11 protein-coding genes are annotated in these 15,446 nt (G+C 74.7%); 2 read left to right on the top strand and 9 right to left on the bottom strand.

Annotated elements, in window-relative coordinates; translation table 11 throughout:
- The first annotated feature begins 75 nt into the window (after positions 1-75).
- On the top strand, positions 76-1,725 hold the full coding sequence (locus AC27LF_RS07975; RefSeq protein WP_479656304.1) for a hypothetical protein: 1,650 nt from the start codon (positions 76-78) through the stop codon (positions 1,723-1,725).
- A gap of 243 nt (positions 1,726-1,968) precedes the next feature.
- Here the strand turns inward: AC27LF_RS07975 and AC27LF_RS07970 are convergent, their stop codons facing one another.
- From AC27LF_RS07970 to AC27LF_RS07945, 6 genes are all read right to left on the bottom strand, one after another.
- A complete protein-coding gene (locus AC27LF_RS07970; RefSeq protein WP_479656305.1) occupies positions 1,969-4,557 on the bottom strand; it encodes a SpoIIE family protein phosphatase in 2,589 nt (862 codons plus the stop codon).
- A 306-nt stretch (positions 4,558-4,863) separates the two neighbouring features.
- Positions 4,864-5,292: an ATP-binding protein gene (locus AC27LF_RS07965; protein ID WP_479656306.1), complete on the bottom strand. Its 429-nt coding sequence runs from the start codon at positions 5,290-5,292 to the stop codon at positions 4,864-4,866.
- 100 nt (positions 5,293-5,392) lie between these two features.
- Positions 5,393-5,803, bottom strand: a complete 411-nt coding sequence (locus tag AC27LF_RS07960; RefSeq protein WP_479656307.1) for a (deoxy)nucleoside triphosphate pyrophosphohydrolase — start codon at positions 5,801-5,803, stop codon at positions 5,393-5,395.
- A 30-nt stretch (positions 5,804-5,833) separates the two neighbouring features.
- Positions 5,834-6,025: an SPOR domain-containing protein gene (locus tag AC27LF_RS07955; RefSeq protein ID WP_479656308.1), complete on the bottom strand. Its 192-nt coding sequence runs from the start codon at positions 6,023-6,025 to the stop codon at positions 5,834-5,836.
- A gap of 290 nt (positions 6,026-6,315) precedes the next feature.
- Positions 6,316-7,068 carry a GntR family transcriptional regulator gene (locus AC27LF_RS07950; protein ID WP_479656309.1) on the bottom strand — a complete coding sequence of 251 codons (753 nt, stop codon included), beginning with the start codon at positions 7,066-7,068 and terminating at the stop codon, positions 6,316-6,318.
- A 149-nt stretch (positions 7,069-7,217) separates the two neighbouring features.
- A complete protein-coding gene (locus tag AC27LF_RS07945; RefSeq protein ID WP_479656310.1) occupies positions 7,218-8,471 on the bottom strand; it encodes a DUF4190 domain-containing protein in 1,254 nt (417 codons plus the stop codon).
- A gap of 177 nt (positions 8,472-8,648) precedes the next feature.
- On the opposite strand from AC27LF_RS07945, the gene AC27LF_RS07940 reads away from it, so the two are divergent.
- Positions 8,649-9,848 carry a serpin family protein gene (locus AC27LF_RS07940; protein ID WP_479656311.1) on the top strand — a complete coding sequence of 400 codons (1,200 nt, stop codon included), beginning with the start codon at positions 8,649-8,651 and terminating at the stop codon, positions 9,846-9,848.
- A 103-nt stretch (positions 9,849-9,951) separates the two neighbouring features.
- Here AC27LF_RS07940 and AC27LF_RS07935 read toward each other — a convergent pair whose 3' ends face one another.
- The 3 genes from AC27LF_RS07935 to AC27LF_RS07925 all read right to left on the bottom strand — a co-directional run bounded on the left by AC27LF_RS07935 (position 9,952) and on the right by AC27LF_RS07925 (position 15,444).
- Positions 9,952-11,199, bottom strand: a complete 1,248-nt coding sequence (locus AC27LF_RS07935; protein ID WP_479656312.1) for an RICIN domain-containing protein — start codon at positions 11,197-11,199, stop codon at positions 9,952-9,954.
- A gap of 47 nt (positions 11,200-11,246) precedes the next feature.
- Positions 11,247-14,525, bottom strand: coding sequence for a hypothetical protein (locus AC27LF_RS07930; RefSeq protein ID WP_479656313.1), 3,279 nt, complete (start codon positions 14,523-14,525; stop codon positions 11,247-11,249).
- Positions 14,526-14,718: 193 nt separating this feature from the next.
- Positions 14,719-15,444 (bottom strand): type VII secretion system-associated protein, encoded by a 726-nt coding sequence (locus AC27LF_RS07925; RefSeq protein WP_479656314.1) that lies wholly within the window; start codon positions 15,442-15,444, stop codon positions 14,719-14,721.
- Positions 15,445-15,446: the final 2 nt, after the last annotated feature.

The following is a 15,446-nucleotide window of genomic DNA, read 5'->3' as shown; positions in this document are numbered from 1 at the left end:
CCCCCTGTTTCCGTGGTCCCCCGCGCGTATCCGCCCCGGTCGCGGAGCCGGGCGCACGCCCATACGCTCCGTAATGTGACGTCATCCTTGATCCGGGGGCGGCCCAGGCGTGCCGCGTCGCACATACGTGTGCGGGTGGCGCACACCGTGCTGGGCGGCGTCGTCTCGGTCGCGTGGCTGGTGTCGCCGGGGATGACGATCGGCGCGCAAGATCCGGTTCCCGCGGCGCGCGCGGGGCCCGTGGCCGAGGCCGCCGCGCCGGGACGGACCGGGACGTCCCCGGCCGATCTCGTCCTGCCGCTGGTGGCGGTGGGCACGGCGGGGGTGCTCGCGGGGTACGCCTGCATACGGCGCACCCGGCGGGCCCGGACCCGTACGACACCCGGGGCGCCGCCCGTGCCGGCGCCCGGCCAGTCCGACCGGCAGGCCCGCGCCGCCCTGGTCGCGGCCGATGACGCCGTGCGCAGCAGCCGGGAGGAACTGGCCTGGGCCGAGGCGCGGTCCGGGCCCGGGGCCGTCGAGCCGTTCGCGCGGGCCCTGCGGGCGGCCGAGACCGAGTTGTCGGCCGCGTTCGCGATACGACGGCGCTACGAGGAAGGGCTGCCGCGGGACGACGCCGCCCGGCGGCAGGCGCTCGTGGGGGTGGTCGGGCGGTGCGCGGAGGCCGGGCGGCGGCTGGCCACGGAGGCGGCGGCCTTCGACCGGCTGCGGGCGCTGGAGCGTGACCCGGGCGGTGCGCTGGACCACGCGGAGCGGCGGCTCCGGGCGCTGGCGGGGCGTACGGCGGGCACTCAGGCGTCCGCGGCGGGACTGGGCGAGCGCTATGGGCCGATGGCCGCCGAGCCGGTCCGGGGCCATGCCGAACAGGCCAACGACCGGCTGCTGTTCGCCACCGCGGAACTCGACCGGGCCCGCCAGGCCGCCGATTCCGATGACGCCGGGCGGGCGGCCCGCCATCTGCGGGCGGCCGAGGGCGCCATCGCCCAGGCGGACGTCTTCGTGACCGGCGTCGAGCGGCTTGCCCACCAACTGGCCGAGGCCGCGGCGCTGGTGCCGTCGGCGCTCACCGGAGCGGAGGCGGAACTGGCCCGGGCCCGGGGCCAGGTCCCGCGGGCACCGGCCGTCGAGCCCGGGGCCACGGGCCGGCGTGCGGCCGACGGGGCGCCCGCCGCCCGGCCGGACGCGCCGCCGCCCCAAGGCAAGACGGCCGCCTACCGGATTCCGTTCGGTGAGTTCCGTGCCCGGCTGGCGCACGCCGACGCCGTTCTGGCCGCCGTGCGGGGGAAGCTGACCGGCGGGCCGTACGATCCGCTGGACGCGCTGCGGCGGATCGCGCGGGCCGTCGAGCCGGTCGGGGCGGGGCGCTCCGGCGTGGTACCGCTCGCCGGGTTCCTCGCGGCCCGCAGCGCCACCGCGATCGCCGAGGACTTCGTGACCACGCACCGGGCTGCGGTGGGCGCCGAGGCGCGCACGTCGCTTTCCGAGGCGGTGCGGGTGCTTGCGCAGGGCGACAGCCGGGCTGCGGACGAACTGGCCCGCAGGGCGCGGGAGTTCGCCGAACGGGACGTGCGCACGCATGGCACGCCGTACGTCGGCGAGTCCGGGTACGCGGCCGGGCTCGCCGGTGCCGTCCTCGGCGGCGTCCTCCTCGGCGAGGACCCGGACGGCGGCCCACCGGCACGCTTCGGCGGCCCACGGAACGCTCCGCGGGATGCGCCGCGATGAGCCGTCGGTTTCGCCTGCGGCGCGGTCCTGGCTGACGCGCCCGGCCGGAAGTGCCACGGCTTGCCGTCGTTTCGCCTGCGGCGCCGTCGTGGCTGACACGCCCTGCCGGAAGTGCCGCGCGGTGTCGTCGGGCGGGTGCGGCGTCGTCGTGGCTGGGCGCGCCCGCGCGGCGGAGCCGCATATTGATACAGCCCCGTGCCCCCTTCGGGGCGCTGTTGAAAACGTGGGTCGGATTCTGTGCCGTCAGAACAGGCTCAGCAGGGCCTCCGCCGGGTCTGTCAGGGGGTTTTCTCCGTCGGGGAGGGGGAGTTCGAACCAGACCGTCTTGCCCCGGGGGGTGCGGCGGGAGCCCCACGCCGCGCTGAGCAGGCCGACGAGTTGCAGGCCCCGGCCGCCCTCGTCGGTGTCCCGGGCCCGGCGGCGGCGCGGCTGGACCAGGCCGGAGTCCCAGACCTCGCAGACCAGGGTGCGGTCCAGCAGCAGACGCAGTCTGATCTCTCCCTCGCCGTACCTGAGCGCGTTCGTCACCAGCTCGCTGACCAGCAACTCCGTGGTGTCGACCAGGGGTTCCAGGTCCCAGCCGAGCAGTTGCCCGCGCGCGTACTCCCGGGCCCGGCCCACGCTGCGCGGCTCACGCGGCAGTGTCCAGTCGCCGACGGACTCGGTGGGCAGCCCCTGCACCCGTGCCATCAGCAGCGCGATGTCGTCCTCGCCGTGATGCGTGTCGAGGGTGTTGAGGACGTGGTCGCAGACGTCCTCCAGGGCGCTGGTCGGATCCGTCAACGCGCCCACGAACGCCTGAAGGCCCTCGTCCAGCGGATGGTCACGGGATTCGACGAGGCCGTCGGTGTAGAGGGCGAGCAGCGCGCCCTCGGGCAGTTCGACCTCCACCTCCTCGAACGGCTCGCCGCCCACGCCGAGCGGCATGCCGGGCGGCACGTCCAGCATCAGCGCCGCCTCGCCCGGTTCGACCAGCACCGGGGGCAGATGGCCCGCGTTGGCGAACGTACAGCGCCTGGTCACCGAGTCGTACACCGCGTACACGCACGTCGCCAGATAGACCTCGGACAGGTCCGCGTCCCGGGACTGGCGGGCCGTGCGGGTCGCCTGCTGCACCCCGCCGGGCGTGCCGAGGCCCCGGGCGATCTCGTCCAACGCGGACAGCACCTCGGCCGGTTCCAGGTCGAGCAGGGCCAACGTGCGTACCGCCGTGCGCAGTTCGCCCATGGCCACCGCCGCGCGCAGACCGCGGCCCATCACGTCGCCGACGACCAGCGCCGTGCGGTGACCGGGGAGTTCGATGACGTCGAACCAGTCGCCGCCGACCTCCGTGGCCGCGTTGCCGGGCAGATAGCGGCAGGCGATGTCGAGGCCGGATGCCTCCGGGTCGCCCGGCGGCAGCAGGGACCGTTGCAGTATCAGGGCGCGTTCGTGCTCGCGCCGGTACAGGCGGGCGTTGTCGATGCAGACCGCGGCGCGCGCGGCCAGTTCCACGGCGAGGTCACGGTCGCGGTCGCCGAACGGTTCGCTGCCCTTGGTCCGGGAGAACTGGGCGAGGCCGACGACGGTGTCATGGGCCACCATCGGAACGGCCAGCGTGGACTGGACGAGGCCGCCCTCCTCGGCGGGCACGGTCTGCGGGCGGGCGGTGCGCAGGGCGTCCGCGCAGGGCGAGTTGAAGGGGTAGTGGTGGACCGCGCCGACCGCGACCGGCGAACCGCCGCCGAGAATCGGCGCGCCGGAGACGGCGCTGGCGAAGGCGACGCGGCGCAGTTCGGCGCTGCCGTCAGCGAGGCCCGGCGGGGTCTCGTCTCCGGCCAGCAGCCCCTGGTAGAGGTCGACGGAGGCGAGGTCGCAGAAGCCGGGGACGACGACGTCGAGGAGTTCCCGGGCGGTGGTCTCCAGGTCGAGGGAGTTCCCTATCCGGGCGCCCGCCTCGTTGAGAAGGGCGAGATTGCGTCGTGCGGCGGCGGCCTCCCGGGCCGCCTCCCGGCGGGCGGTGATGTCCGTGCCGAGCCAGGCGATGCCGAGCGGGCGACCGCTGCCGCTCTGCACGCGGTAGAGGTTGACGGACCAGTGCCGGCGTTCCTCGGAGTCCGGGACGAAGCCGGTGACGTGCATGTCCGTGATGGGCTCGCCGGTCTCCAGGACCCGGCGCAGGGTGGCCGCGATGCGCTCCGCCTCGCCCCGTGGCAGATAGTCGTGGACCCCCCGGCCGCGGTGGTCGTCGGGTGTGCCGCCGAAGATCGAGGCGATCCGCGTGTTGACGCGGCGCACCCGCAGCTCGGTGTCGATCAGGAAGAAACCGAACGGGGTTTGACCGAAAATCGCCTGCGAGGCGGCGAGGTCGGTCTCGATGCTGCGCAGGGTGCGGACGTCCACGACGATGCAGACGGCGGCCCTTTCGCCCTCGGCGGTGCGGGTGGGCATGACGTAGACCTCGGCAAGGCCCTCCTCGCCGCGCCCGCCGCCCGGTCCGTCGGGCACCCGGAAGGGGACCACACCGGTCCACTCCCGTCCGTCGAGGACTTCGGCCATCTTCCGCTGGCCGCGCTCGCGCTGGTCGGGGTCGACGAACGCCTCGATGGGGTCCATGCCCACGGCGCGTTCGGCGGGGATCCCGAAAAGCTGCTCGGCCCGCAGGCTCCACTGGTCCACGAGCCCGCCGGGGCCGATGGAGAAGGAGGCGACCTTGATGTAGTCGTAGATGGAGCCGGGCGGACTGCTCTGCCACATGGCGTCGCCGGGCGCCGCGGCAGCCGCCACGCCCCGGGCCCTCGCGGCGTCCGACGGATCCTCGGACTCCGTGGCCTTCGCTGGTATCTCGCTCACGCGAACCGTCCCCTCCAGCTCACCGCGCCCGGCACCGGTCACCGGGGGCGGCTGCCCGCAGTATCCAGCACTACGGGTCCGCACGACACGGTGTTCACGATCACAGCCTGGTCCAGGCGCTGTTCGGGCCGGGCCGTGACAACACTTCCAGTCTTCTAACCAGGGAGCACGCCGTCGAATCACGTCCCCCGGCAGCCGCCGCCGGACGGCCGTCGGGAGTGGACGCCACGGCAGCGCGTGTACATCGGTTCCATCCGGTTCCTCCCCCTTCCGCTCATCATGGCTCCGCTCCCTCATCCCGGCGGTTCACTTCGGCACCGCCAGTTCGAACCAGACCGTTTTACCGCTGTCGGCGGGCCGGGTCCCCCAACGCCGCGAGGAGTTGGCAACCAGTTGAAGGCCGCGGCCGCTCTCGTCGTCGGGTCGGGGGACGCGTTCGCGCGGCAGATCGGGGAGCGGGTCGGAGACCTCCACCCGCAGGGTGGCGCCGAGGTTCGCGGAGCGGACAAGGCGCACCCCGATGGGGCCCGTCGCATGCCGCAGGGAGTTGGTCACCAGCTCGCTCACCAGGAGCGCGGAGAGGTCGGCGAGGCTGTCGAGCCCCCAGGTGCGCAGCTGGTCGCGGACCGCGCGGCGGGCGGTGCGCACGGAGCCGGGCTGCGCCGGAAACGTCCATTCGGCGCAGTCGCCTTCGGTGTCGATCACGCCGATCACTTCCCAGGCCAGCGAACCCATCCCATGTCCGGTTTCGTGGGGTTAATAGGCACATACCCGATATCCGGGAGCCAGTACCGCCCGGACAGGCGCACTGTGGCACGAACGGCGTACAGGGTGCTCAGCGGGCGTTCGACGTCAGTCGGCCCATCACTTCGCGCACCGCGGGCACGTCCTGGTCGAGCCAGTCCACCTGCCAGACCTCGCCGGGGGCGAGCAGCCGCAGCGCGTCATGGTCCTGAAGGGGTGCGGGGGCGGCTGAGCCGGGGCGCAGCCGGACGGTCCACACCCGCAGCACATACGGGGACTTCAGCGGCCACTCCCCCGGGACACGCGCGACGACCTCGGCGTCGACGCCGAGTTCTTCACGCAGTTCGCGCACCAGGGCGTCCTCGGGCCGCTCGCCGGGTTCGACCTTGCCGCCGGGCAGTTCCCAGCGTCCGGCCAGTTCGGGGGGTGCGCTGCGGCGGGCGGCGAGCAGGCGGCCGGCGTCGAGCAGGGCGGCCGCCACCACCACGATCCGTTCGGTCATGCGCCGGAGCCTACGGGAGCGCGGTCCGGCTCAGTTGCCGGCGCCCTCTCCGAGCTGGCCGATGCGCTCGACCCAGTAGAGCTGTTTGTGCCCGCGGCCGTCGAGACTGTCGGCGATCTTCTGGGCCTCGGCGCGGGTCGCGTACCTGCCCACGCGATAGCGATTGCCGTTGTCGTCCTGCCGTATGACGAGCCAGGGCAGTAAGACCGTGCCGTCGCTCATCGCGCCCCTCCGCCGCCCGTCGCCCCGCCTTCTAAGGAAACAGCAATCCGCATATGCCCGAGCGTACGCCTAACCTTCACTCAGCGAATACGGCTTTTCACAAAGAGGTACGCAACCAGCCAGAACGCCGGGGGCGCACCGTGCCGGGTGCGCCCTGTGTGCGTCCCGCCGGGCGGGGCCGGGGCGCGCCCGGCACAGCACCGGTCACCTGCGAGGACGGCCGGATCCCAACGACCCGCCGACGCGGGCCGGTCCGAGTGGTGTGACGCCGAACACCCGGGGGGTGTGCGCTACTTCACCGGCAGGTGGTACGAAACCCGGTAGCGGTCCGCGGGGATCACCACGTCGGCCGTCTCGACCGGCCGGCCCGAGGCGTAGAAGGTGCGCTGGACGACCAGGACGACATGGCCGGGGACCCCGCCCAGCACATGCAGTTCCTCGGCGAGCCCGGGACGGGCGCCGACCTCCTCGGTGACGTTGTCGACGATGACGTCGATGGCGCGCATGCGCTCGACGACGCCCATGCCGCCGAGCGGGCCCTCCTCGGGGAGCATCACCGGCGTGCGCCCCGTGACGGCGAGGGGTTCCCAGGAGGTGGAGAGCATCATCGGCTCCCCGGCGTCCCGGAACAGGTACTTGGTGCACATCACGCGGTCGCCGGCCCGGATGCCCAGCCGCTCAGCGATGATCCCGCTCGCCTCGGTCTGCTCGCTTCTGGACTCCCAGGTGCCGCGGGCGGTGACATCGGCCTGCTCCTGCCGGAACGGCGTGGCGCCGCCGTCCGGCCGGTACCCGGAACGGGCCACGCGCCGAGGCACGGGCCGCTCGCGCACATACGTCCCCGAGCCGGACCGCCCCTCGACCAGGCCCTCGGCCATCAGCACCTTGCGCGCCTCCAGCGCGACCGTGTCCGAGACGCCGTACTCCTGGCGAATCCGGGCCTGTGAAGGGAGCCGGGTGTGCGGCGGCAGTGAACCTTCGACGATCTTCTTGCGGAGATCACCCGCGACGCGCAGATACGCCGGCTGCTCACCGAATGTCACTGACCGCTCCCATCAGGTTGTACAGACAGCAACAGCGTGGCAACCGTGGGTTGAGACGTGCAAGCAAAGGCCAGAGAATCACTCGATGTGATTACTTACGGCGCGGGAAGGCCCTGCCCAGGCATTTTTTCTCCCCGCTGCCGACGCGATCACACCTCCATGCCGGTGCCGCCCGTGCCGGCGCCACCGCCCGCCGCCGACGGCGGGGTGGTGGCCAGCCCCAGAGCCTTGCGCGCCGTGACCGACCGCTTCGGGTCAAGGAGGTCGTACCCCTTCTCGTAGTGCTCGTAGAAGGTGTCCACGTCGCCGGACCCGGCGGCCTTCGACCACTGCGCGCGGGCCGTGTCCAGATCGTCCGCCAGGGCCGCGACCGGCCCGCTCGCGCCCGTCGGCCAGTCGTGCCCGCGCAGCAGCCCGGCCTGCTCGCCCAGCGCCGTCGACACGCGCCGCGCCCACGCCCGGTGGCCCGGCAGGTCGTCCTCGACGTACTCGCTGTCGGGCGCGGCGTCGAGGGCCGCGTTCAGGACGTGCGCGGCCTTCAGGTAGGCGACCTGGTCGGCGTCGAGGACGGTCTCGTCGTTGCGCAGCGAGCCGGTCAGCGGCTCGCCCTCGACGGTGTTGCCGAACAGGCAGGTCACCGCGCGGTCGCCGATGGACCAACTCTCCGTGGTGGGCACGAGGTAGTACACGTCGACGTCGTCGGGCACGGCCCAGGCGTCCATCGCATAGCCGTCCTGGAGCCCGTAACACCGGTCGCCGGCCGTCTCGTCCAGCGACTCCTGGCCCGGGTAGGAGCCGCCCGGCAGGTCGAAGGACGCGAACACCTCGGCGTCGTGCTCCCCGTCGCAGTCGACGGTGTCGAGGTCGTAGGTCTCGCCGCGCAGCGAACCGCCCGGCGCGTTGACGCACTCGCCCTTGGACAGCGTGAAGACGACGTTGTCGCGTGCGCCCTCCTTGACCCCCTCCCAGAACGCGCCCGCCCCGCCCGTGGCGAGCATCAGCACCCACAGCCCGAGACCGACACCGGACAGCACGGAGCCGCCGATCGCCAGCCCCCTGCCGCGTTCCCCGCGCCGCTTGATCTGCCGGAGCGCGACCAGCCCCAGCACCAGACCCACGCCGGGAAGGCAGCACAGGATGCCGAGGACGAGGGAGGAGATGGCGAGCCCGTTGACGGGCGCCGGCCGGTTGTAGGGGCTGTAGCCCTGCCCCCACGCCGAGTACGGCGGCTGCCCGTACGGGGCCTGCTGATGCGGACCGTGCTGGTGGGGACCCTGCGGATACGGCCCCTGCGCGTACGGGCCGGGCCCCTGCGGGTAGGGGCCCGGCTGGTGCGGATACGGACCGGGCTGCGGGGAGTGCCCTTCGGGCTGGTGGGGGCCGGGGGGCGGGGGTATGGACACCGGTACCGTGCTCCTGGGTTCGGACGGCGGCAGCGCTGAACTGACGTACGACTTCGCGCATGGTAAGCGCGCTACGGGTGGGGGTGGAATGCGGGTCACGCGTGCGACGGTTCCCGCGGTGCACGGTCCGGCTCACGGGCCCCCGCCTCGCTTCGAGGACGAGTGGGAGAACGACGAGTGAGCGAGCTGACGCCCGAGACGGTCCGCGCGGTCAACGCGCTGACGGCGAGCTGGGCCGGGGCCTCGGCCGAGGGCACCGTGCTCTCGGCCGCCGGGGTCTGGCCCCTGCTGGCCTTTCTCGCGCACGGGGCGGGGGGCCAGGCCCGCACCGAACTGGCACGGGCCGTCGGGGTGCCCGCCGAGCGGGCGGCCGGTGCGGCACGGGACGTGCTCGCCGCGCTGGACGGCATGCCCGGCCTGGGCGCCGCCCTCGGCCTGTGGACCGGCCGCACGCTGGACCTACGGCAGGAGTGGCGGGCCGGGCTGCCCGCGGACACCCACGGGAGGCTCGACGACGACCCAAAGGCCGCGCAGCGTACCCTCGACGCCTGGGCGGCGAAGCGGAGCGACGGACTGATCGAGCGGATGCCGGTCACGCTGACGCGGGAGGCGAGGATGGTGCTCGCCACCGCCCTCACCGTGCGCACGGACTGGCCGCGCCCCTTCACGGAGCAGCCGAGCCGCCCGCAGACCGGGCCCTGGCGCGGGCGGACCCTGCTCGGGCTGCACCGCAGGGGCGTGCGGCCCGACCGGATCGGCGTGGTCAGCGCCGCCGAGGGCATGGTGACCGCGCTGAAGGTCCCCGGGGACAACGGCATCGACGTCCATCTGCTGCTCGGCGAGGAGCGGATGACGCCGGGACAGATCCTGCGGGCCGGCATCGAGGCCCTGGAGCGCACGCTGCCGGTCGTCGGGGGCGGCCAACTCCCTTATGGGCACGTGGGGCCTGGCCTGACCGTGGAACGGCAGCCGGCCGTCACCCCCGAGCCGGTCACCCTCGACGTCACCACCGTCGCCTTCGACGTGCGCGCCGACCACGATCTGCTCGCCCTGCACCAGCTGTTCGGGCTCACCGGCGCGCGGGACACCGGCCGGGGCCACTTCCCCGGGATCAGCGGCTCCCCGCTCGCCGTCGGGGCGGCCGCGCAGTCCGCGGTCGCCCGGTTCGGCGCGCTCGGCTTCCGGTCGGCGGCGGTGACGGCCGTCATGGCCGCGCCGGGCGGCGTACCGCAGTACCGCCATGAAACCACCGTCGTCCGTGCCGTCTTCGACCGGCCCTTCGCCTTCCTGGCCGTCCACCGACCCACCCGGCTGGCCCTGGTGGCCGGCTGGGTCGCGGGGGCCGTGGCCTATCCGGCGGGACCCGGCCCGGTGTGAACGCGCGGGGTGCCGCGCCTCGGTGCGGCACCCCGGCGGACGGGGAGGCGCCGCCGACCGCGGTGAACTCCGGTCGGCCGCGCGCCCGTTCGGGCCGTCCCGCTCAGGGCTCGACGACCTGGGGGATTGTCCAGCGCTGCGCGCTCAGCTGGTTGTCGCCGCAGCTCACCACGTACAGCCTGGCGTCGTCCCCGGCGTTCCTGCCGCCGAACACACTCAGGCACAGGTTGCTCGCGACATTGCGGATCCAGTAGCCCTCGGGGCGCGGATCCAGCCACCAGAGCTGGTTGTCGGCGTTCGTACCGTCGCAGTAGAACTCGCTGACCTTCGTCCCCGGGGAGACGCTGCTGTAGTACGGCAGGTCCAGGCACAGCCCGTCCTGGCGGTTCTTGACGACGAACAGGCTCGCTCCGCCGGGACCGCCGTCCGAGTCCATCACCTTCAGGTCCCAGAGCTGGTTGTCCGTGTCGGTGGGCCGGCAGATGTACTGGTTCACCGGGCCGGTCGCCTGGCCCTTCCCGAAGTTGGGGAGGTCGGCGCATTTGCCGGTCGCGACGTTCTTCAACAGCACGTTGGTCCGGTTGGAGAGCCCGTTGGCCAGTTGCCGCGCGGTGGGCGCGGTGGCCTTCTTCGTCTTCGTCTCGGTCTTCGGTTTCGGCGTGGGCTTCGCGGTGGCCGTCTCCTCGACGACGGGCGGGGGCGCGGCCTTCACCTCGACGGCCGTCGCCTTCGGCGAGGCGGACTTGGACGGGCTCGGCGAGGCCGAGGCCGAGGGCGACGGGGACTCGGCCGCGTAGTCGGCGGCCGGTTCGTCGTCGGACAGGCCGGCATCGAGCGTCGTACCGCCGACGGGCGCCGTGTTGACCGTGCGTTCGTCGTCACCGCCCAGGCCGAGCACCAGGAACGGTACGGAGATCAGCACCGCGCCCGCGATGGCGGCCGCGGCCAGCAGGGGGCCGCGCGGCCGTCCCGGCGACGACCCGGCCGCGTCCGGATCGTCTGAGCCGTCGTCGCCCCCGGCGAAGAGGACCCCGGTCCCCGCGTCGGGCTCCGGTCCGTCGGACGCCGCCGCCTGCCGCTGCTGCTGTTCCGGCTGATCCGGCCGCTGCCCCTGCCCGGCGGACGCAGGTTCCGCGGTGGCGGACGCGGAGCGCCGCCCGAAGAGCCGCCTGGGGGCGGGCGCGGGGGACTCGGGTATCGGTATCGGGGCGGCCGGATCGGGGCCGGGGTCGGGGGTGCGCGGTCCGAGGTCCGCGCCGGGGTCCGCACCCGGCGAGGGCACGGACACCGCACGGCGAACGGCGACGGAGGGCGTCGTCTCGCCGGCCGGAGGTTCGTGCTGACGTGGCATGAACACTGCTCCTTGTCGATGGGTGGGGGGCTTGCCGTGCGCTCTCGTCAGCTCTCGCCCGGCGCGCCGACGGGTCCGGCGCACCGGTCGGGCCAGTCGCCCGGGCCGGGGGCCGTACGGTCGGTCAGGGCGTGATCGAGCCGCGCGAGCGCGGTGTCGTCGGCGTCCTCCGGAACGGGGGACACCGCCTGGGTGTCGGGCAGTTGACGCAGCAGCACCAGACGGGTCGCGGCGCCGGTCCGTACGTCGAGCACCTTGAAGGCGGTGCCCGGAGCGAACACGACCTCGTCGCCGCCGTCCAGCAACTGCCGGACCCGGCGGCCGGTGATCGACCAGATCGCGAAGCCCACGCCCGCGATCCGGTCCTTGCCGGCCGGGTCGAGCGGCAGCCCGCTGAGCGGCGCGGGGTCGCGCAGCACGTCACCGGGCCGCAGTCCGCCGGGGCCGGGCGCGTCGGTACCGCCGCGCAGCACGGCCCCGCGGTACGACGGCAGCCGCCCGAGCCCGGACGCCAGACACCCGGCGTAGGGCAGCAGGCGCTGCTCGCCGGCCCGCAGGGAACGTGTCAACTCCGCGTGCCCGAGGGGTTCTTCGCCGTTGTGGAGGTACATGCGCAGCGCGATCAGGTCGGTCCTGGCCGCCTCCTGTTCCTCGCCCCGCAGCGCGGGCATGCCGGCCAGCGCCCGGTTCACGGCGGCGCTGTGCCGCTCCCACACCGGCTCCGCGAGCCTGCGGAAGGAGTCCCGCTCCGGGGTGGTGCTGCGGTGCCTCGGCGGCACGGGTACGGCGGGCAGCGGCCGACCGCCACCGGTCCCGGCCGGGGGCGGGACGGCGGGTGCGGGAGCGGGGGCAGGAGCGGCACCGGCGGCGTCCGGCTCGCGCGGGGCCTCGGTGTGGGGTGTCTCGGTACGGGGTTTCTCGGTACGGGGTGTCTCCGCTGTCCGTGGTGTCTCCGTGCTGCGGGCTTCGGTGCGGAGGGTCTCCGCTGCCAGCGGTGGCTGCGTACGGGGGTCTTCGGTGCGGGAGGCTTCCGTGCGGGGGGCTTCCGTGCGGGGGGTCTCCGCGTGCGGGGCCACGGTCGTCTCGGAAGGGGACGGCGGCCGGGGCACCGCACCGCCGGCGGTCGGTACGGGACGCGCGGGGGCGATGGGAGCGGCGGGCGCGCCGACGGTCACCGGATCCGGGCGGGGCGTCCGCACCGCGGGCACCGGCGCGGACGCCGGCTCGACGACCAGGGGAGTCGAGACCACCGCCTTGGAGGACGGCGCAGAGGGCGCCTCGGAGGACGGCCCGGCAGGCGCCTCGGAAGACGGCCCGGCAGGCGCCCCGGAGAACGGCCCGGGGGGCGGCTCGGAGGACGGTTCCGCTACGGGTTCCGTGCGTGGTGCCGTGACCGGCCCGGACACCGGCGTGGCGACGGGAACGGCGACCGGCTCGGGCTCCGGCTCCGGGGCGGGCCCGGCGGGTGACAACGTTGGCCCCGAGGGTCCGCCGACCGGATCGCCCCCGGACACGGTGGCCGGGCGACCGGGGGCCGTCGGGCCGGTCGCGGATCCGCCGGTCGCGGTGACGGGCACCCGGCTCGGCTTCGGCGGCTTCAGCGGCTGGGAAGGACCGTCCGGAACGGGCGCAGCCACGGCAACCGCCTTGGCGCCACCCGAAACTGACGTCCCCTCACCAGCTGCCGCGGTGTCCTCAGCCGCACCGGCCACCGGCAACGGCAGTGGTACGGGCCGCGAACCCGCCCCCCGCACAGGGCCGTTCACAGGGCCGAGTCCAGGACTGTTCACCGAGCCGTTCCGCGGGCTTCCCGCCGGGCCGCCCACGCGCGCCGCGGGCCCGTCGCGTCGTACCGCAGGCGCGGTGCGTGGCGCCGGGGCGAAGCGGATGACGCGCAGGGCGTGCTCCGCCGCCAGGACGCGCAGGGCGCGACCGCCGTCGGGCGCGGCGGCGTGCACGTCGAGGGTGGTACGGGCGCGCAGGTCGGGGGCGAGACGGCCGAGGAAGCGGGACAGCACGGGCCAGAGGGAGGCGTCGAGCCGGTCCCCGGCCCGGCCGACCTCGATGACCGGGCCCTCGACGCTCACCTGCCGGGCGCTCCTCAGCGGCGGAGTGCCGTCGCGGGGCCCCACCCACAGCCCGGCCCGGGTGACCACGGCCTGCCAGGCGTCGGAGAGGCCGATCACGCCGTCCGCGGAGCCCGTGAGGTCCGGCACCGGCGAGGACCAGCGCAGCAGCCGGGGCGCGGGGGCGGGTCGCGGGGCGGGCGCGGGTCCGGCGTCCGGTCCGGGCGCCGGCTCCGGGGCCGTCTGTCGCGCGGGCAGGCACATCACCGCGTCCACGAACGGCAGCCAGCGCGGGTCCCCGTCCGGGCCGACCAGCACGGACCGTACCCGGTAGGTGCCCAGCGGGCCGTCGGCGGCGAAGAGCGGAAGACCGGTGGTGACCTCGACCTCCGCGTCCAGCAGGGCGGCCACCGACTGGCCGAGCGGCAGCAGGTCCCGCCGCCCTCCGGGGACGAGCCGGACACCGGGGCGCACGGCGGCCGGCAGCGCGCCGAGGAGTTCGGCGACATCGGTCGCGACGACGTCCTCGCCCCAGGGCACGCCGACCACCACGGCGAGGCGCCTCGGGTCCACCGGTATGGCGTGGAACAGGTCGCCCGGCCGGGGCGCGCCGGCCTCGGCCGGACGGATCAGCAGGCCCGCCGGGATCTGGTCGACCACGCAGCCGTCCGCCGTACGGGCCGGCGTGCGGCGCACCGCGGCCTGCCAGTCGGGCGCCGGGGTGCGCGGCCCGAGCGGTTCGGGTTCACGCCCCGCGGCGAACCGCCACCAGCCGCCGTCACCGGGCGGTACGAACACCGAGCCGCCGGGCACCACGAGGACCGGTCCGTCGGGGGCCTCGACCGTCAGGTCCCAGGTGTCGGCGATCCGGCGGGCCAGGGCGGGCCGGTCCGTGCGGTCGTGTCCTGCGCCGGACATCACCAGCCGCACCGACCGGGTGCCGGTGTCCCGCAGGGAGTCGAGCGACTCGCTCAGCCGGGGCCAGAGCGCCGCCGCCGCGTCGCCCTCGGCGACGGCGGCGATCGTGACGGTGCCGTCGTCCGCGGCGCGCAACGCGCGGGCGAGGTCGGCGACGTCGGCCGGGAGCAGGGTGTCGTCCGTGGGCAGGCGGAGCAGGAGCAGGCCGTCATGGTCCTCGACCAGTACCCGCGGCTCCGCTCCGGGCCCAGGACCCGGTGCGGCGGCGGACCGTTCGCGCTCGGCGCGGGAGGCCGCGCCGGCGGCACGGCGGCGGGCCGGACGGCCGTTCCAGCGGCTCATCCGGCGTCCTCCCCCGGCGTGCTCGCGTCACACACCCGTACGCCTCTCCCCACCACACATGCCCTACGTTGCAGTTCCACCGGTCACACGCCCGTTCCACGTACTCACGAAGCCCTCAATTCACTCAACTAACTCTGGACCAACACTGGTTGCTGGTGAAGCTCGACATCGGTGAACGTCGGGCGACATGGGATCACCGGGTCCGTGCCGACATCTGCGCGATGTCCCCGCCACCGGTCTCGACCCCACCACCGGCATCGGCCTCAGCCCCGGCGCCGGTCCCGTGCGCGATCGTCTCCGCCAGCGGTCCGGGTTCCAGTACGGCGCCCGCGGGGCTGGACGGGTTGACGTACAGCCTGTGCCCGGACGGGAGTTGGGGCAGCAGGTCGGTCATGGTCCGGCGGGCGAAGGCGAAGCCGCCGACGAGGTCGAGGTGGACGGTGGAGGTGAAGACGGGGACCACGGGGGTGCCGTCCGCCGCCGTCGCGGTCACCGGCGAGCCGTCCGGCAGGGTGAGCACCGCGAGGTCCGCGGCGGCCAGGGCGTGGGCGACGTCCTCGGGCGGTCCGTAACCGGTGACGGCGCGTTGGAGGGCGGCGTCGACGGCGTCGGTGGGCTCGGGCCAGCCCAGGGTCTCCGGTGAGGGCCGGTAGGCGTCGTTGTCCTGCCACTCCTCGATCTCCCCGCCGGTGCCGGAACGCCACCGGCCGGCCACGGCGAAGTCGGGCGGCACGCCCTCACCGCGCCAGCCCGGATCGACCGCGCTGATCCAGTGGTCCGGGGCGCGCCGGGCGGCCTCCACGACCTCCTCGGGCGGCTCGGGCGGGGCGTCCCGGAAGGTCGTGCCGGTGTCGTGCGCTGCGGTCGCTGCGGTCGCGGCGGTCGCGGCGGTCGGCGCGGTCGTGGGCTGAGAGGGCATGA

The sequence above is a fragment of the Streptomyces diversicolor genome (assembly GCF_057537855.1).
Note: the sequence above shows the minus strand (reverse complement) of the source record. Positions and strands in the feature narration are given on the sequence as shown.